Origin of the sequence: Sphingopyxis sp. (assembly GCF_016793825.1) — a bacterium.
In the GTDB taxonomy this organism is placed as follows: Bacteria; Pseudomonadota; Alphaproteobacteria; order Sphingomonadales; family Sphingomonadaceae; genus Sphingopyxis.
This window is the reverse complement of record NZ_JAEULM010000003.1, coordinates 12,830-35,605: the sequence shown is the minus strand read 5'-3', so window position 1 is coordinate 35,605 and position 22,776 is coordinate 12,830. Positions and strand designations below refer to the sequence as shown.

At 65.2% G+C, this 22,776-nt stretch carries 26 protein-coding genes; 13 read left to right on the top strand and 13 right to left on the bottom strand.

From position 1 onward, the window contains the following. Window positions 1-14: 14 nt before the first annotated feature. From JNM03_RS01325 to JNM03_RS01305, 5 genes are all read right to left on the bottom strand, one after another. Window positions 15-1,826, bottom strand: a complete 1,812-nt coding sequence (locus JNM03_RS01325) for an ABC transporter ATP-binding protein/permease (RefSeq protein WP_294033860.1) — start codon at window positions 1,824-1,826, stop codon at window positions 15-17. Between the two features lie 105 nt (window positions 1,827-1,931). Beyond that, a complete protein-coding gene (locus tag JNM03_RS01320; RefSeq protein ID WP_294033859.1) occupies window positions 1,932-2,093 on the bottom strand; it encodes a hypothetical protein in 162 nt (53 codons plus the stop codon). A 103-nt stretch (window positions 2,094-2,196) separates the two neighbouring features. Beyond that, on the bottom strand, window positions 2,197-2,772 hold the full coding sequence (locus JNM03_RS01315; protein ID WP_294033857.1) for an LptA/OstA family protein: 576 nt from the start codon (window positions 2,770-2,772) through the stop codon (window positions 2,197-2,199). After that, the gene (lptC, locus tag JNM03_RS01310; RefSeq protein WP_294033855.1) at window positions 2,769-3,410 is read right to left on the bottom strand and encodes an LPS export ABC transporter periplasmic protein LptC; all 642 of its coding nucleotides are present in this window, start codon (window positions 3,408-3,410) and stop codon (window positions 2,769-2,771) included. The genes JNM03_RS01315 and lptC overlap by 4 nt, the downstream gene beginning before the upstream one ends. A 59-nt stretch (window positions 3,411-3,469) precedes the next feature. Then, window positions 3,470-4,087: a ribonuclease H-like domain-containing protein gene (locus JNM03_RS01305; RefSeq protein ID WP_294033853.1), complete on the bottom strand. Its 618-nt coding sequence runs from the start codon at window positions 4,085-4,087 to the stop codon at window positions 3,470-3,472. A gap of 261 nt (window positions 4,088-4,348) precedes the next feature. On the opposite strand from JNM03_RS01305, the gene JNM03_RS01300 reads away from it, so the two are divergent. Further along, entirely contained in the window at window positions 4,349-5,137 is a 789-nt protein-coding gene (locus tag JNM03_RS01300) for a cold-shock protein (RefSeq protein WP_294033852.1), read from the top strand. A gap of 98 nt (window positions 5,138-5,235) precedes the next feature. Here JNM03_RS01300 and JNM03_RS01295 read toward each other — a convergent pair whose 3' ends face one another. The 4 genes from JNM03_RS01295 to JNM03_RS01280 all read right to left on the bottom strand — a co-directional run bounded on the left by JNM03_RS01295 (window position 5,236) and on the right by JNM03_RS01280 (window position 7,486). Then, window positions 5,236-5,721, bottom strand: a complete 486-nt coding sequence (locus JNM03_RS01295) for a DNA starvation/stationary phase protection protein (RefSeq protein ID WP_294033850.1) — start codon at window positions 5,719-5,721, stop codon at window positions 5,236-5,238. A gap of 123 nt (window positions 5,722-5,844) precedes the next feature. Next, window positions 5,845-6,405: a TMEM165/GDT1 family protein gene (locus tag JNM03_RS01290; protein ID WP_294033848.1), complete on the bottom strand. Its 561-nt coding sequence runs from the start codon at window positions 6,403-6,405 to the stop codon at window positions 5,845-5,847. A gap of 31 nt (window positions 6,406-6,436) precedes the next feature. Next, complete coding sequence (locus JNM03_RS01285; protein WP_294033846.1) at window positions 6,437-6,769, bottom strand: hypothetical protein; 333 nt, start codon at window positions 6,767-6,769, stop codon at window positions 6,437-6,439. A 72-nt stretch (window positions 6,770-6,841) separates the two neighbouring features. Next, on the bottom strand, window positions 6,842-7,486 hold the full coding sequence (locus JNM03_RS01280; protein WP_294033844.1) for a GGDEF domain-containing protein: 645 nt from the start codon (window positions 7,484-7,486) through the stop codon (window positions 6,842-6,844). A gap of 193 nt (window positions 7,487-7,679) precedes the next feature. Here JNM03_RS01280 and purE point away from each other — a divergent pair, with 193 nt between their 5' ends. From purE to JNM03_RS01235, 9 genes are all read left to right on the top strand, one after another. Next, the gene (gene purE / locus JNM03_RS01275; RefSeq protein WP_294033842.1) at window positions 7,680-8,177 is read left to right on the top strand and encodes a 5-(carboxyamino)imidazole ribonucleotide mutase; all 498 of its coding nucleotides are present in this window, start codon (window positions 7,680-7,682) and stop codon (window positions 8,175-8,177) included. A 4-nt stretch (window positions 8,178-8,181) separates the two neighbouring features. Then, the gene (locus JNM03_RS01270) at window positions 8,182-9,267 is read left to right on the top strand and encodes a 5-(carboxyamino)imidazole ribonucleotide synthase (RefSeq protein WP_294033840.1); all 1,086 of its coding nucleotides are present in this window, start codon (window positions 8,182-8,184) and stop codon (window positions 9,265-9,267) included. Then, entirely contained in the window at window positions 9,264-9,758 is a 495-nt protein-coding gene (locus JNM03_RS01265) for a dihydrofolate reductase (RefSeq protein WP_294033838.1), read from the top strand. The genes JNM03_RS01270 and JNM03_RS01265 overlap by 4 nt, the downstream gene beginning before the upstream one ends. Further along, window positions 9,758-11,005 carry a dipeptidase gene (locus JNM03_RS01260; protein ID WP_294033836.1) on the top strand — a complete coding sequence of 416 codons (1,248 nt, stop codon included), beginning with the start codon at window positions 9,758-9,760 and terminating at the stop codon, window positions 11,003-11,005. Before JNM03_RS01265 ends, JNM03_RS01260 begins: the two co-directional genes overlap by 1 nt. Then, the gene (locus JNM03_RS01255; RefSeq protein ID WP_294033834.1) at window positions 11,002-11,931 is read left to right on the top strand and encodes a bifunctional riboflavin kinase/FAD synthetase; all 930 of its coding nucleotides are present in this window, start codon (window positions 11,002-11,004) and stop codon (window positions 11,929-11,931) included. Before JNM03_RS01260 ends, JNM03_RS01255 begins: the two co-directional genes overlap by 4 nt. Before the next feature lie 42 nt (window positions 11,932-11,973). Next, entirely contained in the window at window positions 11,974-13,026 is a 1,053-nt protein-coding gene (locus JNM03_RS01250) for a glycerophosphodiester phosphodiesterase family protein (protein ID WP_294033833.1), read from the top strand. A 142-nt stretch (window positions 13,027-13,168) separates the two neighbouring features. Continuing rightward, entirely contained in the window at window positions 13,169-16,126 is a 2,958-nt protein-coding gene (gene ileS / locus JNM03_RS01245; RefSeq protein ID WP_294033832.1) for an isoleucine--tRNA ligase, read from the top strand. Beyond that, window positions 16,123-16,647, top strand: a complete 525-nt coding sequence (gene lspA, locus JNM03_RS01240; RefSeq protein WP_294033830.1) for a signal peptidase II — start codon at window positions 16,123-16,125, stop codon at window positions 16,645-16,647. Before ileS ends, lspA begins: the two co-directional genes overlap by 4 nt. Before the next feature lie 27 nt (window positions 16,648-16,674). Beyond that, entirely contained in the window at window positions 16,675-17,094 is a 420-nt protein-coding gene (locus JNM03_RS01235; protein WP_294033828.1) for a DUF3035 domain-containing protein, read from the top strand. A gap of 64 nt (window positions 17,095-17,158) precedes the next feature. Here the strand turns inward: JNM03_RS01235 and JNM03_RS01230 are convergent, their stop codons facing one another. From JNM03_RS01230 to JNM03_RS01220, 3 genes are read right to left on the bottom strand one after another with little or no spacing between them, the layout of a single operon-like run. Then, on the bottom strand, window positions 17,159-17,293 hold the full coding sequence (locus tag JNM03_RS01230; protein ID WP_294033826.1) for a hypothetical protein: 135 nt from the start codon (window positions 17,291-17,293) through the stop codon (window positions 17,159-17,161). Next, window positions 17,293-19,221, bottom strand: coding sequence for a 1-deoxy-D-xylulose-5-phosphate synthase (gene dxs / locus JNM03_RS01225; RefSeq protein WP_294033824.1), 1,929 nt, complete (start codon window positions 19,219-19,221; stop codon window positions 17,293-17,295). Before dxs ends, JNM03_RS01230 begins: the two co-directional genes overlap by 1 nt. Window positions 19,222-19,268: 47 nt before the next feature. Continuing rightward, window positions 19,269-19,493, bottom strand: a complete 225-nt coding sequence (locus JNM03_RS01220; protein WP_294033822.1) for a hypothetical protein — start codon at window positions 19,491-19,493, stop codon at window positions 19,269-19,271. A gap of 162 nt (window positions 19,494-19,655) precedes the next feature. Here JNM03_RS01220 and JNM03_RS01215 point away from each other — a divergent pair, with 162 nt between their 5' ends. After that, window positions 19,656-20,663 (top strand): MipA/OmpV family protein, encoded by a 1,008-nt coding sequence (locus JNM03_RS01215; RefSeq protein WP_294033820.1) that lies wholly within the window; start codon window positions 19,656-19,658, stop codon window positions 20,661-20,663. Window positions 20,664-20,666: 3 nt separating this feature from the next. On the opposite strand, the gene JNM03_RS01210 is transcribed toward JNM03_RS01215, so the two are convergent. Next, a complete protein-coding gene (locus tag JNM03_RS01210; RefSeq protein ID WP_294033819.1) occupies window positions 20,667-21,557 on the bottom strand; it encodes a LysR substrate-binding domain-containing protein in 891 nt (296 codons plus the stop codon). 148 nt (window positions 21,558-21,705) lie between these two features. Between JNM03_RS01210 and JNM03_RS01205 the strand changes: the two genes are divergently transcribed. Further along, the gene (locus JNM03_RS01205; RefSeq protein WP_294033817.1) at window positions 21,706-22,341 is read left to right on the top strand and encodes a pyridoxamine 5'-phosphate oxidase family protein; all 636 of its coding nucleotides are present in this window, start codon (window positions 21,706-21,708) and stop codon (window positions 22,339-22,341) included. Beyond that, window positions 22,338-22,772, top strand: coding sequence for a VOC family protein (locus tag JNM03_RS01200; RefSeq protein WP_294033815.1), 435 nt, complete (start codon window positions 22,338-22,340; stop codon window positions 22,770-22,772). The genes JNM03_RS01205 and JNM03_RS01200 overlap by 4 nt, the downstream gene beginning before the upstream one ends. Window positions 22,773-22,776 lie beyond the last annotated feature (4 nt).

The following is a 22,776-nucleotide window of genomic DNA, read 5'->3' as shown; positions in this document are numbered from 1 at the left end:
CAAAGAACGGTCTCTTAGACCGTCCCCTCTTCCTTCTCCGCCTGCTGGCGCGCCCACATGTCGGCGTAGAGCCCGTGCATCGCCAGAAGCTGGTCGTGCGTCCCGGTCTCGGCGACGCGCCCTTTTTCGAGCACGACAATCCGGTCGGCGTTCACCACCGTCGACAGACGGTGCGCGATGACCAGTGTCGTACGGCGCTCGGCAATGCGGTCGAGCGTATCCTGAATCGCCGCCTCCGTGCGGCTGTCGAGCGCGCTCGTCGCTTCGTCGAGGATCAGGATCGGCGGATTCTTGAGGAGGGTGCGCGCGATCGCCACCCGCTGCTTTTCGCCGCCCGACAGCTTGAGCCCGCGTTCGCCGACCTCGGTCTCATACCCTTGCGGCAGCATCGCGATGAAGCCGTCGATCGCTGCCCCCTCGGCGGCAGCCGCGATCGCGTCAGCGCTCGCATCGGCGCGGCCATAGGCGATGTTATAGCCGATCGAATCGTTGAACAGCACCGTATCCTGCGGGACGATACCGATCTCGGCGCGCAGGCTTTGCTGCGTCACCCGCGCGATATCCTGCCCGTCGATCGTGATCCGTCCGCCCTGCGGATCGTAGAAGCGATAGAGCAGCCGCGCGATCGTCGACTTGCCCGCCCCCGACGGCCCGACGATCGCCAGCGTCTCGCCCGCCCCCGCCGCGAAGCTGACGCCATTCAGGATCGTTCGGTCGGGTTCATAACCGAAAACGACACTCTCGAACGCCACCGCGCCGCCACTCACCACCAGCGGCCAGGCATCCGGGATGTCGCGAATCTCCGGCGGAGTATCGATCAGGCGGAACATCGCTTCCATGTCGATCAGTCCCTGCCGGATGGTGCGATAGACCATGCCGAGCAGATCGAGCGGGCGGAAAAGCTGTGCGAGCAACGTATTGACCAGCACGACGTCGCCGACCTTGTATTCGCCCTGCGACCAGCCCCAGACGGTGTACGCCATCGCCCCGGCCATCGCGGCGTTAGTGATGAAGCTCTGCCCGACATTGAGCCAGGCCAGGCTGTTCTCACTCTTCACCGCCGCGCGCGCATATTGATCGGCAACGTCGCGGTAGCGCGCCGCTTCGCGGTCTTCGGCGCCGAAATATTTGACCGTTTCGTAATTGAGCAGGCTGTCGACGCTGCGCCCGACGGTCAGCGTGTCGAGGTCGTTCATCCGCGTGCGGAGCGCGGTGCGCCAGTCGGTCACCGTGCGCGTGAAGATGATATAGACGATCACCATCAGCGCCGTCGCGCCCGCCAGCCCCGCACTGAATTTGCTCCAGAAGATCGCGATCACCGCGACCAGTTCGATCAGCGTGGGCGCGATGTTGAACAGCAGGAAATACAGCATCGTGTCGATGCTCTTGGTGCCCCGCTCGATCACCTTGGTCACTTCACCCGTCCGCCGTGCGAGGTGAAAGCGCAGCGACAGCGCGTGCAGATGCGTGAAGGTCGCGATAGCCAGTTCGCGGGTCGCGTCCTGCCCGACGCGCTCGAACACCACGTTGCGAAGATTATCGAACAGCACCCCCGCAAAGCGCGCGCCGGCATAAGCGACGACCAGCCCGATCGCGAGCGCGGCGCCCGCTTCCATCCCCGGCGCCATCCGGTCGATCGCGGCGCCATAGAGAAAGCCCATCGAGATCTGGACGCCCTTCGACGCGAGCACGATCAGCGCGGCAAGGACGATGCGGACCTTGTGCCCCGTCTGTCCCGCGGGCCAGAGATAGGGGAGGAACCGCTTCAGCGTCGCCAGGATCGGCGGTTCGCGGGTCGTTCCCGATGAGGGCGTCTGGGGCGGCATGAAACGCCCATGTAGGAGCGGACGGGGCGCAGGCCAAGCGTTTCGCCTGAATGACCTTGGCGACAGAGATATCCTTATCCCGGCAGTCCGCGCGCAGCGGATCGCTCAGCGCGCCTTGGACTGCCCCAGATGACTGATGATGCGGTCGAGCAAGCGACGCTCCTCGCGCGTCGGTTCGACGGGTGCCGGCTCGGAAGATGCAATGGCGTCGTGCTGGCGGCGGCCAAAGACCGGACGGCGGGTGGGAAGCAGGGGGGAATATCGCATGGGGACGCCTTGCTCGCGCGGCCGCCCCCCGGCACCGCAAATGGGTCTGGTCCCCAAAGACGAGGATCGCGGCGCGGCCTTTCGCAAAGCTTAAATTTTAGGGTTACTGCTTTCTTTCGGGTACCGAAAAGGTGCCCGTGACGCGGCCGCCCGTTCCGCCCGACACGGGATTGCCGTCGGGTCCGCGCGCGGCGCCGCGGCCATCGACCGTCGCCTTGCCGCTGTTAAGGTCGATCACCAGCCGCCCGCCGTTCAGACGGTTCGCGCCCTGCGTCAACTGGACATTCCCGACCATCGTGATCAGCCGCCGGTCGAGGTCATAGATTGCCACATTGCCCTTCGCGACCTCGTTCCCCTTGACCACCGTCACGCCGCCGGTCGCGTCGAGCCGGTTGACGTCGGTGCCGCCGGCGCGCGTATAGGCGACGGTCATGCGCTGCGAGGTCACGGTCATTCCGGCCTGCGTGACCTTCACGCCGCCCGCCAGCACGACGCGATCGGCGCGATCCTGCACCTCGATGCTGCCCGCGTCGAAATCGACCGGAGCATTGCTGTTATGGTTGGCTAGGGCCTGCGCCTGCGCGGGCGCGCCGGATCCCGTCGCGAGAATCGCCAGGCTGGTGAGCGCAAAGCTCGCGCCCGCGAGCGCCATGCTCTTCATGGTCCAAAGCCCCTTCATTTCTTCAGCGCTCCCTGATTGATCCTGAGCTTGGCATTGCCCTGCAGGCGCACGACGCGCTGGTCGAGATCGGCCGATAGCTGATTGGCCGAAAATTGCCCGATATTCAATGCGCCGCTCACCCCGCCCGTCCCGGCGAGGCTGCGACTTTTCAGGTCGATCGCGACATTGCTCGCGTCGAGCCGATATCCGCTCGCGCTGCGCACCTTGACCGTCCCCGGAACCGATACTTGTTCGGTGTCCATATTATACTGTCCTTCGATCGCGGCGATCGTCGCGGGACCGTCGTTCAGCTTGATCGCGCCCGAAAGCTGGCTCATCCGCACGATCGGTTCGGCCGAGCTTTTCTGGACCGCGCTTCCCGCGAGCAGCGCGAACGGCTGGCCCTTCGAATCCTGACCGCGATATTCGGCGCGCGTTACCTTCATCCGTTCCTGCGCCATCGCCACCTTGTCCTTGGCGAGGAGAAAGCTGATCTCGGTTCGCTGGGCAAAGGGCGAAAAGACGAGGATGGCCGCGATCACACCGATCACCAGCGGCAGACCGAAGCGCAGGATGCGCACGACGCGGTCGTGGCTCGACCCGCTGGCCGCCCACATCCGGCGCATCGTGCGATCATGATCTGCGCGTTCGGACATTCAACAAAACCCCGGCATCAAAACCCGTTGGCGTCAAAATCTTCGACGAATCGCTGGACTCAGCTGTGGGCGAAGATATCGACCTCGGGCCAACCCGCGAGGTCGAGCGCCGCGCGGGTCGGCAGAAAGTCGAAACAGGCCTGCGCCAATTCGGTACGCCCTTCGCGCGCGAGCCGCGCATCGAGCACGGTTTTCATCGCATGCAGAAAGCGCACGTCACTCGCCGCATAGTCGCGCTGCGCGTCCGAAAGATCGGCCGCGCCCCAATCGCTCGACTGCTGCTGTTTCGAGATATCCTGACCCAGAAGCTCGCGCACCAGCTCCTTGAGCCCGTGGCGGTCGGTATAGGTCCGCACCAGCTTCGAGGCGATCTTGGTGCAATAGACGGGCGCCGTCACCACGCCCAGCGCCTGCTGCAGTGCGGCAATGTCGAACCGCGCAAAATGAAACAATTTCAGCCTGTTAGAATCAGACAATATCGCCTTCAGCACCGGCGCGTCATAGCGGCTGCCGGGCTTGAAACGCACCAGATGCTCGTCGCCCGACCCGTCGCTGATCTGGACCAGGCACAGCCGGTCGCGCAGCGGGTTCAGGCCCATCGTCTCGGTGTCGATCGCGACCGGTCCCGGCCCGACCGCGCCCTCGGGCAGGTCTTCTTCGTGGAAATGGACTGTCATGTAAGCCGCCTTAGGCCAAGCCGCCTTGCCGCTCAATGACTGGATTCACCGGCCGGCCGCAACCGGCCGTGCGGCGCGGCAAAGCGTGCAAAATTCTGCTTCACTTTCTTGAATTTTCCGTTCGCAGCCTGTGGATAATTAGGTTATAAGTTGCGCCGTTAGCGGCATAGGGCGAGTCTGTGCCCATGGTGAACTGCGTCCCCGTCCGGCGCAAGGAGCCGGTTCAATGGGGTGTGGACGACCGAAAGCGACTATTAGACTATGAGTTTCAACAAGGATCGCCGCGGCCAGCGGGGGCGCGGCAAGCGCGACGATTTCGGCAATTTCGACAGCTTTGAACCCGCACCCTATGGCGGCGACAGCTATGGCGGCGGCAATCGCGGCGGTGGCTTCGGCGACCGTGGTGGTTTCGGCGGCGACCGCGATCGTGGCGGTTTCGGTGGCGGTGACCGCGGCGGCTTCGGCGGCGGTGGTGGCGGCTTCGGCGGCGGACGTGGCGGCGGCATGCCGGCGCAGGTCGTCGGCGAGGGCAATGGCACGGTGAAGTTCTTCAACCCGTCCAAGGGTTTCGGCTTCGTCGCACGCGACGATGGCGGCGAAGATGTTTTCGTCCACATCAGCGCCGTCGAACAGGCGGGGCTTCAGGGTCTTGCTTCGGGCCAGCCGCTCGGCTTCACGCTCGTCGAACGCAATGGCAAGGTCTCGGCCATCGATCTGAAGATCGAAGGCGAACCGATGCCGATCGAGGATTTCGCTCCGCGCCAGCGCGACGACCGCGGCGGCCCCGGTGGCGACCGTCCGGGCGGCGCCCGCGGGCGGCGCCAGCTCACCGGCGAACGCACGTCGGGTACGGTCAAATTCTTCAACACGACGAAGGGTTTCGGCTTCATCGCGCGGGATGACGGACAGGCCGATGCCTTCGTCCACATCAGCGCCGTCCAGCGCGCCGGCATGGCGGGCCTCGAGGAAGGCGACCGCGTCGCTTTCGATATCGAGGTCGATGATCGCGGCAAGTTCGCCGCGGTGAACCTGCAGCCGGTTCAGGAATAAGCGATCATCATCGCTGAAAGGAAAAGGGCGCCGCAAGGCGCCCTTTTTGCTGTCCGAACCTCGCCTCCCCTCTCGGGAGGAGGGAGGCCTTTCGCGGCTCAATAGCCGAGCGTGGCTTCCAGAAACCAGATGCGCTGCTGCGTCTCGTCCGCCCAGCCATCGACAAGGCCGCTCGTCGCGATGTCGCCATCGCTTTCGGCCGTCGCCTTCACCTCCCGAAGCTGCGCAAGCAGAGTCCCGTTGTCGCCCGCAAGCGTCCGGATCATCGCGTCGGCGTCGACCGCGGCCGCATCATCGTCGCGAATCGACTGGCGCCGCGCCACATCACCGATCGATCGCAACGTCGGCGCGCCATTCTTGCGCACCCGCTCGGCGATCAGGTCGGTCGTGGCGAGAATCTGCGTCGCCTGCTCGTCGAACAGCAAGTGCAGCTCACGAAAGCGCGGCCCCTGGACGTGCCAGTGGTAATTCTTGGTCTTGAGATACAGCGCAAAGCTGTCGGCAAGCAGCCCGTTGAGCGCATCGGCCACGGCCGGATGGTTGTTCGCGGGTCGGGTGTTCGCCGGCAAGGTGTTCGTGGTCATGGAGAGCCTCCTTCTTCTGGTGCTCCCGTCATGTAAGGGCGATGCCGGGCCGATGCCCATGAAACCCTTTGCTCGCTGTCATCGACAAAAACGATGATAGAATCGGCGATCGAACGAAAAACTCTATAAGCCAAAAGCCCCCATGGCCGTCCTCGCGCCCCACAGCGTCAGGATCGCTGCCGCAATCCAGCGAATCAGCCGCGCCGCGCGCTGTTCGGCGAGCGCCGGTCCAAAGGCCAGGAATGGCACCATCGCTAGCACCCAGCCGATCATCCCGCCCGCGGCGGCCCAGACGCCCGCCCCGCTGGTGGCGGCAAGCGCGCCGATCAGGAAATGGCTGCGGTCGCCGAACTGCGCGACCAGCATACGACCGGCCAGCCCGATCGGCGAAGCCGCGCCCGACGCGGTGTCCGCCGGCAGGCGCTCGCGCCACAGCAACGCCACCGCCGCCGAAAGCAACGCGGCCGCGACGAGGAGCGCGACGACGCCCTGCCCGATCAGCCGGTTCGCAACGGCTCCGAACGCCGCTGCAATCGCCGCATTGACCAGAAAGGCCCCAAACAGGATCACGACCATCGTCCGCCGGTCGCGGCGCTCGTTCAGCAGGTTCGACAGGAAAATCCCCGTTCGTCCGTCGGCGTTGGCCAGACCGACCGCGACAAGGGCAAGCATGATAGCGTCCATGGCAAATGCCTGTGATATCAACGCTTTGGCGTCAATGCCCCAGTCGCATCGCAACCGACGCGAGCCACGCTTCCTGCGCGGCGGCGGGCAGCGGCCCCGGCGGTGCGGCGACGGCATCGCTCATCGCGTCGAGATAGGTCAGGATCGCCGCGCGATAGCCGCCGCCGGCCACCGTGGACTCCAGCCGGCTGGCCAGCGTTTCGACCGCGGCAAAGCCGTGATCGCGCGCGAGGCAGCGAATGTCGTCGATCGACTGTACGATCTGCGCGAGCGCGCAGTGCGGCAAGGCTTCGGCCAACGCGCCGATCTGTCCGGTGATCCGGTCCTGGATGTCGAGATACTGTTCGCCCTGGGTACGCATCATCCACCCCCTGTCCCTGAAGTGAGGATGCGCCTTATTGGTTAACGGCCGTTTAAGCGGGAAGCCGCCGCCTGCTCACCGTTGACCGGCGTGGCCCGGCTGCTGCTGCTTGCTGCGATACATGTCGCGGTCGGCGGCGGCGAGGATGTCCGATTCGGTCATCCCGGTCTGCAGCATCGCGATCCCGAAACAGGCCGACAGGGTGATCGCATGGCCGTCGTAGATGGCGGGCTCGCTGCTCAACACATGGCCCAGTCGGTTGACCTGTACCCGCGCACCGTCCTCGCTCGACCGGTCGAGAATCAGGCCGAACTCGTCGCCGCCGATGCGCGCCGCGACGTCGGTCGCCCGAATCGAGGCGTCGAGCCGCTTGGCGATCTCCATCAGCGCGAAATCGCCCGCCGCGTGACCGAAGCTGTCGTTGATGAACTTGAGCTGGTTGACATCGACGAACACCACCGCGGCGCTTTCGCTGTGGCGCTCGAAACGCGCCAGGCGCTGGTGGATCGCGGTCAGGAAATAGCGGCGATTGAACAACGGGGTCAGCGTGTCGCGCTCTGACACGCGCTCAAGCTCGGCCACCGCGATCTTCAGGATGCGGTTTTCCCGGCGCAGCGCATCGCGTTCGCGGCGCAACTCGCGCAGATGATCCTCGATGGAGTCAACGGATGCGAAGCCGAGCTGATCGACCGCAATCCTTGCCCCCCCAACGCTATCCATTCCCTCGTCCCCGGTGCATACCAAAATGGTCCGCCGACGAACGCCGGCACGATATACAGCCAGAAGGTTAGCCGCGACTTCATACCAATCCGTAAACGCGCCGCGAACAATCGCGCACGGCGTTGCCAGCACGCGGGACAGACTTTAGGGGGATAGCGGCGGCGATTCATCGCCTGGGCAGGAGGGTTGGATCATGGGCGACGGAACGCCGCTCGTCGGGGTTATCATGGGCAGCCAGTCGGACTGGCCGACGATGGCGCACGCGGTCCAGATCCTCGAGGAATTCGGTATCGCGCACGAGGTACGGATCGTGTCGGCGCACCGCACGCCCGATCGGCTCATCGACTACGCAAAAAGCGCGGCAGACCGCGGCCTTCGGGCAATCATCGCGGGGGCCGGCGGCGCCGCGCACCTGCCCGGGATGGTGGCCTCGATGACGCGCGTTCCGGTCCTCGGCGTGCCGGTCCAGTCGGCGGCGCTGAACGGCGTCGACAGCCTGTATTCGATCGTCCAGATGCCCGGCGGGATTCCGGTCGCGACCTTCGCGATCGGCAAGGCGGGCGCGACGAACGCCGGCCTGTTCGCGGCAGCTTTGCTCGCCAATGAAAACTCCGATCTGGCGACAAAGCTCGACGCCTGGCGCAACCGGCAAAGCGACGCGGTCGCCCCCACGCCGGTCCGCGAGGGCTGATCCCTTGCTCCCGCCCGGCGCGACCATCGGCATTCTGGGCGGCGGCCAACTCGGGCGAATGCTCGGCCTTGCCGCGGCGCAGCTCGGTTTCAAGGTTCACATCTATGCCCCCGACGCGGAAAGCGTCGCCGCCGAGGTGACCGCGCACCACAGCCAGGCAGCGTGGGACGACGAGCCGCGGCTCGCCGCCTTCGCTGCCGCCTGCGACGTCGTGACCTTCGAGTTCGAGAATGTCCCCGTCGATACGGTGCGCTTTCTGGCGGGGCATGTCGCGGTGCGCCCTGGCGCACTGGGGCTGGAAATCGCCCAGGATCGGCTGGCGGAAAAGCGCTTCGTCGTCGATCTTGGCGGCAGAACCGCGCCCTTCGCGCCGGTACCCGACCGCGCCGCGCTCGATGCCGCCCTCGCCGAAATCGGCGCCCCGGCAATCCTCAAGACCGTCCGCATGGGCTATGATGGCAAGGGCCAGGCGCGCATCGCGCGTCCGCAAGATGCCGACAGAGCATGGGAAACGATCGGAGGACATGCCGCGATCCTCGAAGGCTTTGTTGCTTTCGAGCATGAATTTTCGGTGATCCTCGTCCGCGGCATCGATGGCGAGATTCGTTTCTGGGATTCGTCGGTCAACGTCCATGAAGGTGGCATCCTCGCGACCGCCAGCCTGCCGCCGCCACGTTCGATCCTCGACCAGCAGGATGAAGCGCGCGCGATGATGGCGCAGATCGCCGACGCGCTCGACTATGTCGGCGTCCTCACCGGCGAGTTTTTCGCCACCGACGCGGGTCCGGTGTTCAACGAAATGGCCCCGCGCGTCCACAACAGCGGCCACTGGACAATCGAGGGCGCGGTCACGAGCCAGTTCGAAAACCATATCCGCGCGATCGCCGGCCTGCCGCTGGGGAGCGCCGCGACGCGCGCGCTGCCGGTCGTCATGCGCAACCTGATCGGCGCCGACATCGCGATCGTTCCCGACCTGCTCGCCGACGATCGATGCCACGTCCATCATTACAGCAAGACCGAAGTCCGCGAAGGCCGCAAGCTCGGTCACGCCACATGGGCGGGTGCAGCGCCCGGAGCCTCTCCCGCATGAATCGACCCGAAATCACGCTCATCCTCGCGCGCGCCGCCAATGGCGTGATCGGCGCCGACGGCAAGATGCCCTGGCACCTGCCCGCCGACCTCCGCCGCTTCAAGCAGCTGACGATGGGACGGCCGATGATCATGGGGCGCAAGACCTTCGATAGCCTGCCCGCGATCCTCGAAGGCCGCCGCCATATCGTCCTGACCCGTAACGAAAGCTGGCAGGACGAGGGGGCCGAAACGGCCACCAGCATCGAGGACGCGCTGAAACTGGCCAATGCACCGCAGGTGATGGTGATCGGCGGCGCCGAAATCTATCGCCTCTTCGTCCCGCTGGCCGACCGGATCGAGCTGACGGAAGTCGCGCTGTCGCCGGCCGGCGACGCCTCGATTCCCGCTCCCGATCCCGACGAATGGCAAGAGATCGCGCGCGAGGATTATCCCGCCGAGGAATCCGTCCGTCCCGCCTTCAGCTTCGTCAGCCTGGTTCGGAAACGCTGATGCGGCGTTGGGTCCTCGGCGCCGCGCTCCTGCTCGCCATCGCGGCCGGCGCCTTCTTCGGCCTCGCGCCCGGAATGACCGAGCGCAGCCTCAACAAGATCGATGGCAAACCGCTGCCGGCCGTGTCGGACCATGCGAAGGCGCTGCACAAGACGCTGACGATCGTCGATCTGCACAGCGACACCCTGCTCTGGCAGCGCGACATCCTGGATCGCGCGGATCGCGGTCATGTCGATTTGCCGCGCCTCGAGGAGGGCAATGTCGCCTTGCAGATACTCTCGAGCGTCACCAAGACGCCCAAGGGACAGAATTACGACGCGAACAGTGGTGATACCGACAATATCACGCTGCTGACCGTCGCTCAGCTCCAGCCGCCGCGCACCTGGACCTCGCTCCTCGAACGCTCGCTGTGGCACGCCGAAAAGCTGAAACGCGCTTTGGCGGAACGACGTGAAGCGGAGCTGCGAGATCGAAATCTGACGACTTGGACTCTCGAAACCGACGCCGCCGGGATCGAGGAACTGGCCCGGCTGCGCGATCCGAAGAACGCCCTCCTGCCCGATCATCCGTTACCGCGCGGCGTCATGCTCAGCATCGAGGGGTTGCAGGACCTTGAGGGCGATATTCGCAACCTCGACCAGCTTCACGCCGCCGGCTTTCGCATGGCCGGGCTCGCGCATTTCTTCGACAATGACGTCGCCGGATCGATGCACGGGCTCAGGAAGTACGGCCTGACGCCGCTTGGCCGCAAGGTCGTCCCGCGAATGGAAGAACTCGGCATGATCGTCGATATCGCGCATTGCAGCCACACCTGCGTCGCCGACATCTTCAAGATCGCGCGCCGCCCCGTCGTCTCCAGCCACGGCGGAGTGCAGGCGACCTGCAAGGTCAACCGCAACCTCACCGACGAAGAAATCCGCGGCGTCGCCGCAACCGGCGGGGTGATCGGCATCGGATATTGGGACGCCGCGGTCTGCGATACCTCGCCCGCCAGCATCGCAAAGGCGATGAAACATGTCCGCGACCTCGTCGGCATCCAATATGTCGGGCTCGGCAGCGATTATGACGGCGGCACAACCGTGCGCTTCGACACGTCGAAGCTGGTGCAGGTTACACAGGCGCTGATCGATGCAGGCTTCACCGACGACGAGATTCGCGCCGCAATGGGCGGCAACGCGATCCGCGTGCTGCGCGCAGGGGTCGCCCCCCTGAAAGCGGCGCCGCGCCCGCTCGCCAAAGCGCCATGATCCGCCTCGACGGCCATCGGCGTATCGACGGGGAATTGCGGGGCGGCGTGATCGCGCTCGGCAATTTCGACGGCTTTCACGCCGGACACCAGACCGTCGTCGGTCGCGCGGTACGCCACGCGCGCGACGAGGGGCGCCCCGCGATCGTCGCGACGTTCGACCCGCATCCCGTCCGCTTCTTCAAGCCCGACCTGCCACCCTTCCGGCTGACGACGCTCGCCCAGCGACAGGAATTGTTCGCGGCCGCGGGCGCCGACGCGATGCTCGTCCTCCCCTTCGACGCCACGCTCGCCGGGACGACGGCGGAGGATTTCATCACCGGACTTCTTCTCGATCTTTATGGTGCAGCGGGCGTTGTCACCGGCGCTGATTTCGTCTTTGGCAAAGGACGGCGCGGCAATGTCGTGACGCTGGCCGACCATGCCCGGCGGCTCGCCTTTTTTACCGAAATGGTCGTCCCCGTCGACGATGCCGACGCGGTCATTTCGTCGAGCCGCATTCGCGATGCCTTGCGCGCCGGCGATTGCGCCACGGCGACCCGCCTCCTGACCCGCCCCTTCACCGTCCGCAATATCGTCCAGCACGGCGACAAGAACGGGCGTTTGCTCGGCTTTCCCACCGCGAATCTGGAAATGGGCCAGTATCTTCGCCCCCGCTACGGCATCTACGCCGTCACCGGTCACCTGCCGGATGGGCGGGTATTGAAAGGCGCGGCGAATCTCGGCGTCCGCCCCAGCTTCGACCCGCCGAAGGAATTGCTCGAACCCCATTTCTTTGACTTTGCCGAAGACCTCTACGGGCAGGAAATCGACATCGCCTTCCACGCCTTCATCCGGCCCGAGGCGAAGTTCGACAGCATGGACGCCTTAATGGTTCAAATTGCATTGGATTGTGACGTGGCTCGCGAGTTATTGGCCACTGTATAGATTGTCGTCACCCCCGATCAGGTCGGGCACGACAAAGGGGGGATGATGGTCGAAACCAGCGACAGCGACGATTGGGCCGCCGCGCTCACCGGCCCACCCAAAAAGGCGATGAAGGGGCGCACCAGGATTCTCCTCTGGCTCTTCACCGTACTCGTCGCCTGGCTCACGCTCAGCAACGCAAGCTGGCTCGCGCCCGACCCGGCGGGCCATCGCATCCTGATTGCACATCGCGGCGTATCGCAATTGTTCGACCATCGCGGAATCACCGACACGACCTGCACCGCGACGCGCATCTTCACGCCCGAACATCCCTATATCGAGAATACTCTGCCCTCGATGAAGGCGGCGATCGGCCGCGACGCGGGCATGGTGAAGTTCGATGTCGCGGGGACGAAGGACGGACAGGTCGCCATATTCCACGACTGGGGGCTCGATTGTCGCACCGACGGCAAGGGTCCCGTTCGCGACCGGACCATGGCCGAGCTGAAGGCGCTCGACGTCGGCTATGGCTACACCGCCGATGGCGGCAAGACCTTCCCGCTGCGCGGCACGGGGGTCGGGCTGATGCCCAGCCTCGACGAGGTGCTGCACGATCTTGGCCACGCCTCTCTGCTGATCAACTTCAAATCGCGCGATCCGAATGAGGCTGCACTGGTCCTCGCCAGCTTCGCACGCGCGGGGATCGACCCGAACCAGTCGCGCTTCGGCTTTTTCGGCAAGGCGCCGCTGATGCCGGTTATCCGCGCCAGGGCGCCCAAGGCGTGGACGATGGACCCCGAAAGCGCGAAGCGCTGCACCAAGGACTATCTCAAGTTCGGCTGGTCGGGCTGGTATCCGCAAAGCTGCGTCGGCAGGACCATCATGGTGCCGCTCGACTATCAATGGGCGTATTGGGGCTGGCCTGACCGCCTGCAGGACCGCGCCGCAAAGCACGGGACCCGTGTCCTGCTGGTCGGTCCGCGCGGTGGCGACAAGGACGGCATGGGGTTGACCGACGTGCGGCAACTGACCCGTATCCCCGCCAGCTTCACCGGTTACGTCTGGATCGACGACATCTACAACCTCGGCCCGGCGCTCCGTCCACGCCAGAAATAGATTCGAACAGAGACGCAGGGCGCGCAGAGATTTTGGCTCGCGCGAAGCCGCGAAGAAGAGCGCCAATTGGCGGCTTCTCCGCTCCCCTTCTTTTCTCGGCGACCTTTGCGCCGCCGCGAATCTGCGCTAAGCGCCGCGCACCATGACCGACAGCACCTCTGCGCCCGAAGCCCGCGACTATCGCGACACCGTCTTCCTGCCCAAGACCGACTTCCCGATGAAGGCCGGACTGCCGCAGAAGGAGCCGCTGATTCTGGCGAAATGGCTCGAAGGCAACCTGGAGGGGCAGATTCGCGAGGCCCGCAAGGGCCGCGACCAGTTCATCCTCCACGACGGCCCGCCTTATGCCAATGGCGACATGCATATCGGCCATGCGCTCAACCACATCCTGAAGGACATGGTCGTCCGCACCCAGACGCTCAAAGGCCGCGACGCACCTTACGTCCCCGGCTGGGACTGCCACGGCCTCCCCATCGAGTGGAAGGTCGAGGAGCAGTATCGCAAGAAAAAGCTCAACAAGGACGAGGTTCCGGTCGAGGAATTCCGCGCCGAATGCCGCGCCTATGCCCAGCATTGGGTCGACACCCAGCGCGAGCAGTTGAAGCGCCTCGGCATCGGCGGCGACTGGGACCACCCCTACCTCACGATGGACTATGAGGCCGAGGCCACCATCGTACGCGAACTCTTAAAATTCGCCGCGAACGACATGCTCTATCGCGGCGCCAAGCCGGTGATGTGGTCGCCGGTCGAAAAGACCGCGCTCGCCGAAGCCGAAGTCGAATATGAGGATATCGTCTCGACGCAAGTCGACGTGGCCTTCGAGATCGTCGAGAGCCCGATCGCCGAACTGGTGGGCGCGCATGCGGTGATCTGGACGACGACCCCGTGGACGATCCCGGTCAACCAGGCTTTAGCCTATGGGCCGGAGGTTGAATATTTGGTCTTTTCGATTTTCGGCCGCAAGTATCTGGTAGCTTCGGATCTGTTTTCCGCAGCGATGACGCGTTGGCAGCCGGGACAGCGCTCCATCGGCGCAGGCAGCGATGCCGGCGGCCATCGCGTCGACGCGGATGGAAATCCGGTTGCCGAATTGCCAGAATTGATCGCGACCTTCAAAGGTGCCGACCTCGCCGGCACTATCGCCCGCCACCCGATGCACGCGCTCGGCGGCTTCTTCGCGCGGCCGCGTCCCTTCCTTGCGGGCGATTTCGTCACAACCGACAGCGGCACCGGCCTCGTCCATATGGCGCCCGACCATGGCGAGGACGACTTCGACCTGTGCAAGGCGAACGGGCTCGACCCCGTGTTCGCGGTCGAGGGCGACGGCAAATATCGCGCCGACTGGGGCTGGCTCGGCGGTCAGGGCAGCGTGATCAACCCCAAGTTCAACGCCCCCGACGGCCCGATCTGTTCGGACCTGCGTGAAGCCGGCGCGCTACTCGCGGCATCGGCCGACTACAAGCACAGCTATCCCCATAGCTGGCGCTCGAAAGCCAAGGTCATCTATCGCTGCACCCGGCAATGGTTCGTGCCGATGGACAAGGTGATGACGCATATCGAGCCCAAGTCGCGCGGCGAAAAGCGCTGGGAAGGCGAAGGCGGCGCGATCAACCCCGCCGAGGAGGCGCTCGACGCCGCACCGACGCTCCGGCAGGCAGCGATGCAGGCGATCGATGACACGCGCTTTGTCCCCGCCAAGGGCCGAAACCGCATCGGATCGATGGTCGAAGGTCGCCCCGACTGGGTGCTGTCCCGCCAGCGGGCGTGGGGCGTGCCGATCACGCTCTTCGTCGACCGCAAGACCGGCCAGTATCTGAATGACCCCGTGGTCAACGACCGTATCGTCGCGGCGGTGAAGGAATCGGGCGTCGATGCATGGAGCGACGCGCGCGCGCAGGACTATCTTGGGCCAGATTACAACGCCGCCGATTTCGAGCGCATCACCGACATCCTTGACGTCTGGTTCGATTCGGGCTGCACCCACGCTTTCGTACTCGAAAGCGGCAAATGGCCCGCGCTCGTCCGCCATGACGGCTCGACCCACAGCGCCGACCTGTATCTGGAGGGCAGCGACCAGCATCGCGGCTGGTTCCAGTCGTCGCTGCTCGAAAGCTGCGGCACGCGCGGACAGGCACCATACAAGGCGGTGCTGACACACGGTTTCACCATGGACGCCAAGGGCTTCAAGATGTCGAAGTCCTTGGGCAACACGATCAGCCCGATCGACCTGATGCGCGACTATGGCGCCGACATCCTCCGCCTGTGGGCGCTGAGCGTGGACTTCACCGAGGATCACCGCATCGGCAAGGAAATCCTGACCGGCGTCGCCGACCAGTATCGCAAGCTCAGGAACACCTTCCGCTATCTGCTCGGCGCGCTCGACGGCTTCAGCGAAGAGGAACGTGTCACCGACGTTTCGGCGATGCCCGAGCTTGAGCGTTACATGCTCGGCCTGCTCGCCGACCTCGACGCGAAGATGCATCAGGCGGTCGATGACTTCGACTATAACACATATACCCGCCTGCTCGCCGATTTCTGCAACGAGGACCTGTCGGCCTTCTATTTCGATATCCGCAAGGATGTCCTCTACTGCGACCTCGGCCCCGCCGCGCCACTCGGCACCGACACCCGCCGCGCCTATCGCAGCGTCCTCGACGTGCTGTTCCACGCGCTGGTCCGGTACGCCGCGCCGGTGCTGGTGTTCACCAGCGAAGAGGTTTGGGGGACGCGCTATCCCGATGCGGCCAGCGTGCATCTGCTCGAATGGCCGTCGCTTCCCGCGCTCGATCAGGCTTCGCGCGGGCTGGAGGAGAAATGGGCGCTCATCCGCAATACCCGTGCGCTCGTCACCGAACGCATCGAACCGCTGCGGCGTGAGAAGGTCGTCCGCTCCAGTCTCGAAGCAGAGGTGTGGGTGCCGACCGATCCGGGCGACGTCGACTTCGAGGAAATCTTCATCACCTCGACGGTTCGCCAAGGCGACTGGGACGTGAAGCGCACCGAAAACCACAAATGCGGCCGCTGCTGGCGCCACCTCCCCGAAGTGGCCGAGGACGGCAGCTTGTGCAATCGCTGCGAGACGGTATTGGACGAGCGATGAGTCAGCGCTCCCCCCACCTCGGCTTCGGTCTGGCCATCGCGGCCGTCGCCTTCATTCTCGACCAGCTGGCGAAATGGGTCGTCACCGTCCCGTTGTCGCTGCAGACCAAGCCCTATGGCTCGATCGAGATCCTGTCGTTCTTCAACCTGACCTGGGCGCAGAATTATGGCATTTCGCTGTCCATGTTCTCCGACCAGTCGCCGACGACGCGCTGGATCATCGTCGCGGTGACGGCGATCGTCGCTGGCGCGGTCGCGGTCTGGATGACGCGCGAAAAAGCGAAGGGCGACGTCGTTGCGCTGGCGCTGATCCTCGGCGGTGCGCTCGGCAATATCGTCGATCGCGTTCGCCTTGGCTATGTCGTCGACTATGCCGACCTCCATTTCGGCAGCTTTCGCCCTTTCATGATCTTCAACGTCGCCGATGCCTGCATCACGATCGGCGTGCTTTTGCTGGTTGCGCGCGCGCTGCTCTTGAGCGAAAAGGCGCCAGCCGCGGATGGTACGCCGTCCGCCGAGTAAACGGGGCGCATTGGGAGTATTAGTTTAGTGAACCGGACCACCGCCATTCTTGCCGCCTCGATTCTCGCGACGACGCTTTCGGCGTGCGGCTCGAACAATCTGTTCAGCCGCGACCGGCCCGACGAATTCGCGGTGTCGCGTCAGGCGCCGCTCGTCGTGCCTCCCGATTTCTCGCTGAACCCGCCGGCGCCCGGCGCCGCGCGCCCCGGCGGCGAATCGACCGCCGAGCAGACGCTGCGCGCCCTCTTCGGCGGCCCCGCCCCGCGGAGCGCGACCGAAAACGCGATCATCGGCAGCGCCGACGGCCAACGCGGCGATCCCGGTATCCGCAGCAATGTCGGCAGCCCGAACACGCAGGTCGTCGACAAAGGCCTGGTCACCCGCGACATCATCTTCGCCCCCGAAGGCGACGGCCGCGACGCGAGCGCCGCCATCCCGGGCGCATAAGTCGTCCGATCCGGCAAAGAAAATGGGCGGCTGCGGCCGCCCTTTTTCATGCCGTCGCATGAGGCTATTTTGCTTCGCGGTGCCGATGGAACTGCCGCAATGCTGCGCGCATCACCGCCTCGCTTCGCCCGCGGCGGGCCATCACGATCCACAACAGCAGAAACAGTCCGACGCAGCTAGCCGCCGAATCATCAGCCATCACGCCCGTGCGCCGGCCTCTTCCACGCCCGCGCTGTTGTGGCGGAGCGCCTTCAGCACGCAATCGACGATCTGCGGGGCGTTGAGGCCTGCGGCGTCATATTGCGCCTGTGGCGAATCCTGGTCCTGAAACACATCGGGCAGCCGCATCGTCCGCAGTTTCAACCCCGCGTCGATCAGCCCTTCGTCGCTCGCCAGCGTCAGCACATGTGCGCCCAGTCCGCCGATGCTACCTTCCTCGATCGTCACGCAGACTTCGTGACTGGCCAGCGTTCTGCGGATCAGTTCCTCGTCGAGCGGCTTGGCAAAGCGCAAGTCGATCACGCTGGTCGAAAGCCCCCGCGCCTCCAGCGTATCGGCGGCTTTCAACGCTTCGGCCAGCCGCGTGCCGAGCGAGAAGATCGCGACCGTCTTGCCCTGCCGCACGACGCGCCCCTTGCCGATCGCCAGCTTTTCGGGAACGGCGGGAAGCGCCACCCCGGTGCCGCTCCCGCGCGGATAGCGGAAAGCGATCGGGCCATCGTCATATTCGGCGGCGGTATAGGTCATATGGACCAGTTCCGCTTCGTCGGCAGCCGCCATCACGACCATGTTGGGCAGGGTCGCAAGATAGGTGACGTCGAACGACCCCGCATGCGTCGATCCGTCGGCGCCGACCAGCCCCGCGCGGTCGATCGCAAAGCGCACCGGCAGATTCTGGATCGCGACATCGTGAACGACCTGATCATAGGCGCGCTGGAGAAAGGTCGAATAGATGGCGGCAAAGGGCCGCATCCCCTGCGCGGCAAGGCCCGCCGCGAATGTCACCGCATGCTGTTCGGCGATGCCGACGTCGAAGGTGCGGTCGGGATGCGCTTTGGCAAATTTGTCGACGCCTGTTCCCGACGGCATCGCCGCGGTAATCGCGACGATGCGCGGATCGCTGTCCGCGAGTTTCGCCAGCGTCTCGCCAAAGACATTCTGGTACGCCGGCGGCCCCGGCGGCGCCTTCGCCTGCTCGCCGGTGATGACGTCGAACTTCTGGACACCATGATATTTGTCGGCGGCGGCTTCGGCGGGGGCATAGCCCTTGCCCTTCTGCGTCACCGCGTGAATCAGCACCGGGCCATGGTCGCTGTCGCGGACATTCTCCAGCACCGGGATCAGGTGTTCCAGATTATGCCCGTCGATCGGCCCAACATAATAAAAGCCCAATTCCTCGAACAGCGTACCGCCCATCGCCATGCCGCGCGCGAACTCATCGGTCTTGCGCGCCGCCTTGTGGAGCGGCTCGGGCAGTTTGCGCGCAAAGCGCCGCGCGATTTCGCGCAGTTCCAGAAACGGGCGCGATGACACCAGCTTCGCCAGATAGGCCGACAACCCGCCGACCGGCGGCGCGATCGACATGTCATTGTCGTTGAGTATCACGATCAGGCGGTTTCCCGCAGCCTGCGCATTGTTCATCGCCTCATAGGCCATGCCCGCCGACATCGATCCGTCGCCGATCACCGCGATCGCGCGGCCGGGTTCGTCCTTCAGCTTGTTGGCCACCGCAAAGCCCAGCGCGGCGCTGATCGAGGTGGACGAATGCGCCGCGCCAAAGGGATCATATTCGCTCTCGCTGCGCTTGGTAAAGCCCGACAGGCCGCCGCCGGTGCGCAAGGTGCGGATGCGGTCGCGGCGCCCGGTGATGATCTTGTGCGGATAGCATTGATGCCCGACGTCCCACACGATCTTGTCGCGCGGCGTGTCGAACACATAATGCAGCGCGACGGTCAGTTCGACGACGCCCAGCCCGCTGCCCAGGTGGCCGCCGGTGGTTCCGACGGCCGAAATCATCTCGGCGCGCAGTTCGTCGGCGAACTGACGGAGGTCTTCGGGCTTCAGCTTGCGGAGGTCGGCGGGGACATCCACCGTGTCGAGCAGCGGCGTATGCGGACGGTCGGTCATCGCGTCGTCATACTGGTAACCACAGAAACTGTCGAACGAAAAGGGGGCTACTCGCCCTCTCCCTCGTGGGCCTTGGCCGCATCGATCCGGGCATAGAGCCCTCGCACCATCAGGTCGGTGAAGACCAGCATCACCCCCACCATCCCGAGCAGCAGGATGATCGCAACCGACGGCACCGGCCCGATTTTGTCCAGCCCGCGCCGCGCTAGCACGGCCATCAGCACGGCGGCGGCCATCAGCACATAGCCGGCAAGACGCGGAACGCGGCTCATCGGGAACAAATGCGGCGGTATGCGCATATCGCTAGGGTAAAAGATTGTTGGTGCATGAAAGTCACGATGAAGTGAAAAGCATTTTCCGGCAAGACGAAGTCTTTGCATTGTCGCGGCAATCACATACACCCCCCGCCGAGGGGGCAAGAACATAGGATGGATATGCCTGATTTGACGTCGTTCTTCCGTTTTGCCTGTGCCCTTCCGCTCGCTGCCGCCCTTGCGATCTTCGCCGCCGCGCCCGCCGCTGCCGAAGAGACCGCGCTGCCCCGCGACCTTCCCGCGAGCACCGGTCCCATCGCGATCGGCAGCAGCGAAACACCTGCGCGGTACGTCCAGGACAGCGGCGACATCGACGAGAATATCCTCCTTCCCGCGCAGGGCCCGCATGACGACGAAGACCGCAAATGGGCCCGCGACTATTTCGCGGTCGCCGGCGGCGTGATCACGGTGCCCAGCTACAATGGCTCGGACGAACGCAACATCCTGCCCGCCTTCTATTTTCGGGGCCGGTTCAAGGGCTTCGCCTTCTCGACGCGCGGCACCAATTTCCAGGTCGACCTGATCCGGCAGAAACGCGGGCAAAAGACCGACATCAAATTCGGCCCGATCATCAACCTGCGCAGCGACCGTACGGGCCGCATCAAGGACGCGCAGGTCGAGGCGCTGGGCGAAAAGAAGCTGGCGGTCGAGGCCGGCGTTTCGGCGGGCATCACGCACACCGGTGTCGTCACCAGCGGCTATGATCAGGTCGGCCTGCGCGTCGTGGCGCTGAAGGACATCTCCGGCCGCCACGGAAGTTGGGTCGTCTCGCCGACAATCGACTATGGCACGCCGCTGTCGAAACGCGCCTACATCGGCATGTCGGCGTCGATGAACGTCTATGGCAAGGGGTTCGGCCGCTACTATTTCGATGTCGATCCCGCCGGCAGCGCGGCCAGCGGCCTGCCTGTCTATTCGGGCGCCGGGCGCAAGGCGACGGCGGGGAAATACACGATCGGCGTCGCGGGCGCCTATGGGCTGTCGGGCGATCTGCGCAAGGGCTTCGTGCTGATCGGCGGCGCCCAATATGGACGGCTCACCGGCCGCTATGGCGATTCGCCGATTGTCGGCATCGCGGGCAGCCGCAGCCAGTGGCTTGCCGGGGGCGGTATCGCCTACCAGTTCTGACGCTCAGACCAGCCCGGCCATCCGCATCCGGCCTTTCATGGCATCGACGAACAGGCGCACCGAGGGCAACGCCGCACGCAACGGCTCGAACAGCAGGTGCACCGGAAGCGGCGGCGGCGCTTCATCGGGGAGCAGCGACACGAGCCGCCCGCCATCAAGCGCATCGGCCACCTGATAGCTCAGCAGGTTGGCGATTCCACGCCCGGCTTCCGCCGCGGCCAATGTCGCATCGACCGTGTTGACGATCAGCCGCGGCCGTCGCTCGGCGCGCCAGCGCCCGCTCGCAAAGCTCCACTCGTTCGCGGTGCGCGGTCCTTCCATGCCGATCACGTCGTGCGCGGCCAGCTCGGCAAGGGTCGTGGGGGCGCCGCGTCGCGCGATATAGGCCGGGCTTGCGACCAGCACCTGCCGCACCGCACCGACCCGCACCGCCTTCAGGCTCGAATCCGCGAGCGACCCGATCCGAACCGCCACGTCGATTCCCTCCTCGACGATGCGGACATTGCGATCGATCAGCATCATCCGCACCGCCAGATCGTGATGCCCGGTGAGCAGCGCATCGACGACCGGCAGGACGTGCAGCCGACCGAACATCACCGGCGCGGTAAGGAAAAGCTGCCCGCTCGGCTCGGCCTGCACGCCGCGGACCGCGCGCTCGGCCTCGGCCAGCCCGGCGAGCAGACGCCGCGCCTCGCCGAGAAAGACGCTCCCTGCATCGGTCAGCGCGACCGCGCGCGTCGACCGATGGAACAGCGCGGTGCCAAGCCGCGCCTCGAGGGCCGCGATACCGCGCGTCACCGCCGGCGGAGAGATGCGCAACTTGCGCGCCGCCGCCGCGAATCCGCCTTCACCCGCCACCGCAACGAACATCTCGATCGCCTGAAGATGATCCATTATTATTCCACCTATCGGAACATTATCATCTCCATTTCATCTATTATCACCATTTGCGCAACGATCTAAATGGGCCGGGCGAACGAAGGAGCACCCCCACCCCCTCGGGTTCCTTCGTTCGCAGCTTTGGCATGAAAGGCCTAAAGCGATGGCGCGGAATTACAGGCGCACTCTCTTCGATGACGCCGTAAAAGCCGCACAGGAGCAGAGGGGATCACGCGATCTCTATGCCAGACTCGACGCGGGCGCCGACGGCTCCCCCGACCCGCTGACCGACAGGGAGCTTGGCTTCATCGCGCTGCGCGACAGCCTCTACATGGCCAGCGTTACCGCTGGTGGCTGGCCCTATATGCAGCACCGCGGCGGTCCGCCGGGCTTTCTGCGCCATATCGGCGGCAATCGCCTTGGTTTCGCCGACTATCGCGGCAACCGGCAGTTTATCAGCACCGCCAATCTGTCGGTGAACGATCGCGTCTCGCTGTTCCTGATGGATTATCCGAACCGCGATCGGTTGAAACTGGTCGGGCATGCGCACAGCGTCGAACTGGCCGACGATCCCGCCGCGGTCACCGCGCTGATGCCGGAGGGATATCGCGCGACGCCCGAACGCGCGATGTTCATCGACGTGATCGGCTGGGAATGGAATTGTTCGCAGCATATCACGCCGCGCTTCACCGAGGCGGAGATCGCTGCCGTGATCCGGCCGATGGCGGCGGAACTCAATCAGTTGCGCGCCGAAATCGCCGCACTGCGCGCCGCTCCAGATACAGGTTCCCCGTCATGACCGAAGCTCCGGCCGAATCCTCCACCGCCCCGCTCACCCTCGGCGCACATCATGTCGGGCTTGCCGTCCGCGACGTCGCCGAAGCGTGCGCCTTCTTCGTCGAGGCGCTGGGCTATCGCGTTGCGGCCGAGCGTCCGGATTATCCCGCCATCTTCGTGACCGACGGCACGACCCTGCTCACGCTCTGGCAGGTCGCCGATCCAGCGACGGCGGCCCCATTCGATCGGCGGGCCCATGTCGGCCTCCACCATCTCGCGCTCGGCGTAGCCGATCTCGCGGCGCTACACACGGTGTTCCACCGCATCCAGCGTCACCCCGGCACCATCATCGAATTCGCGCCCGAACCGATTCGGCCCGGCGCGGCGACGCACCATTTCATCTGCGCGATGCCGGGCGGCATCCGCATCGAGTTCGCCACCCCCTTTGCCTGACCGG

What these genes read in the sequence shown, in the direction of transcription:
- JNM03_RS01325 (WP_294033860.1), bottom strand. Translation starts at nt 1,826, where the DNA reads ATGCCGCCCCAGACGCCCTCATCGGGAACGACCCGCGAACCGCCGATC.
- JNM03_RS01320 (WP_294033859.1), bottom strand. Translation starts at nt 2,093, where the DNA reads ATGCGATATTCCCCCCTGCTTCCCACCCGCCGTCCGGTCTTTGGCCGC.
- JNM03_RS01315 (WP_294033857.1), bottom strand. Translation starts at nt 2,772, where the DNA reads ATGAAGGGGCTTTGGACCATGAAGAGCATGGCGCTCGCGGGCGCGAGC.
- lptC (WP_294033855.1), bottom strand. Translation starts at nt 3,410, where the DNA reads ATGTCCGAACGCGCAGATCATGATCGCACGATGCGCCGGATGTGGGCG.
- JNM03_RS01305 (WP_294033853.1), bottom strand. Translation starts at nt 4,087, where the DNA reads ATGACAGTCCATTTCCACGAAGAAGACCTGCCCGAGGGCGCGGTCGGG.
- JNM03_RS01300 (WP_294033852.1), top strand. Translation starts at nt 4,349, where the DNA reads ATGAGTTTCAACAAGGATCGCCGCGGCCAGCGGGGGCGCGGCAAGCGC.
- JNM03_RS01295 (WP_294033850.1), bottom strand. Translation starts at nt 5,721, where the DNA reads ATGACCACGAACACCTTGCCGGCGAACACCCGACCCGCGAACAACCAT.
- JNM03_RS01290 (WP_294033848.1), bottom strand. Translation starts at nt 6,405, where the DNA reads ATGGACGCTATCATGCTTGCCCTTGTCGCGGTCGGTCTGGCCAACGCC.
- JNM03_RS01285 (WP_294033846.1), bottom strand. Translation starts at nt 6,769, where the DNA reads ATGATGCGTACCCAGGGCGAACAGTATCTCGACATCCAGGACCGGATC.
- JNM03_RS01280 (WP_294033844.1), bottom strand. Translation starts at nt 7,486, where the DNA reads ATGGATAGCGTTGGGGGGGCAAGGATTGCGGTCGATCAGCTCGGCTTC.
- purE (WP_294033842.1), top strand. Translation starts at nt 7,680, where the DNA reads ATGGGCGACGGAACGCCGCTCGTCGGGGTTATCATGGGCAGCCAGTCG.
- JNM03_RS01265 (WP_294033838.1), top strand. Translation starts at nt 9,264, where the DNA reads ATGAATCGACCCGAAATCACGCTCATCCTCGCGCGCGCCGCCAATGGC.
- JNM03_RS01260 (WP_294033836.1), top strand. Translation starts at nt 9,758, where the DNA reads ATGCGGCGTTGGGTCCTCGGCGCCGCGCTCCTGCTCGCCATCGCGGCC.
- JNM03_RS01255 (WP_294033834.1), top strand. Translation starts at nt 11,002, where the DNA reads ATGATCCGCCTCGACGGCCATCGGCGTATCGACGGGGAATTGCGGGGC.
- JNM03_RS01250 (WP_294033833.1), top strand. Translation starts at nt 11,974, where the DNA reads ATGATGGTCGAAACCAGCGACAGCGACGATTGGGCCGCCGCGCTCACC.
- ileS (WP_294033832.1), top strand. Translation starts at nt 13,169, where the DNA reads ATGACCGACAGCACCTCTGCGCCCGAAGCCCGCGACTATCGCGACACC.
- lspA (WP_294033830.1), top strand. Translation starts at nt 16,123, where the DNA reads ATGAGTCAGCGCTCCCCCCACCTCGGCTTCGGTCTGGCCATCGCGGCC.
- JNM03_RS01230 (WP_294033826.1), bottom strand. Translation starts at nt 17,293, where the DNA reads ATGGCTGATGATTCGGCGGCTAGCTGCGTCGGACTGTTTCTGCTGTTG.
- dxs (WP_294033824.1), bottom strand. Translation starts at nt 19,221, where the DNA reads ATGACCGACCGTCCGCATACGCCGCTGCTCGACACGGTGGATGTCCCC.
- JNM03_RS01220 (WP_294033822.1), bottom strand. Translation starts at nt 19,493, where the DNA reads ATGAGCCGCGTTCCGCGTCTTGCCGGCTATGTGCTGATGGCCGCCGCC.
- JNM03_RS01215 (WP_294033820.1), top strand. Translation starts at nt 19,656, where the DNA reads ATGCCTGATTTGACGTCGTTCTTCCGTTTTGCCTGTGCCCTTCCGCTC.
- JNM03_RS01210 (WP_294033819.1), bottom strand. Translation starts at nt 21,557, where the DNA reads ATGGATCATCTTCAGGCGATCGAGATGTTCGTTGCGGTGGCGGGTGAA.
- JNM03_RS01205 (WP_294033817.1), top strand. Translation starts at nt 21,706, where the DNA reads ATGGCGCGGAATTACAGGCGCACTCTCTTCGATGACGCCGTAAAAGCC.
- JNM03_RS01200 (WP_294033815.1), top strand. Translation starts at nt 22,338, where the DNA reads ATGACCGAAGCTCCGGCCGAATCCTCCACCGCCCCGCTCACCCTCGGC.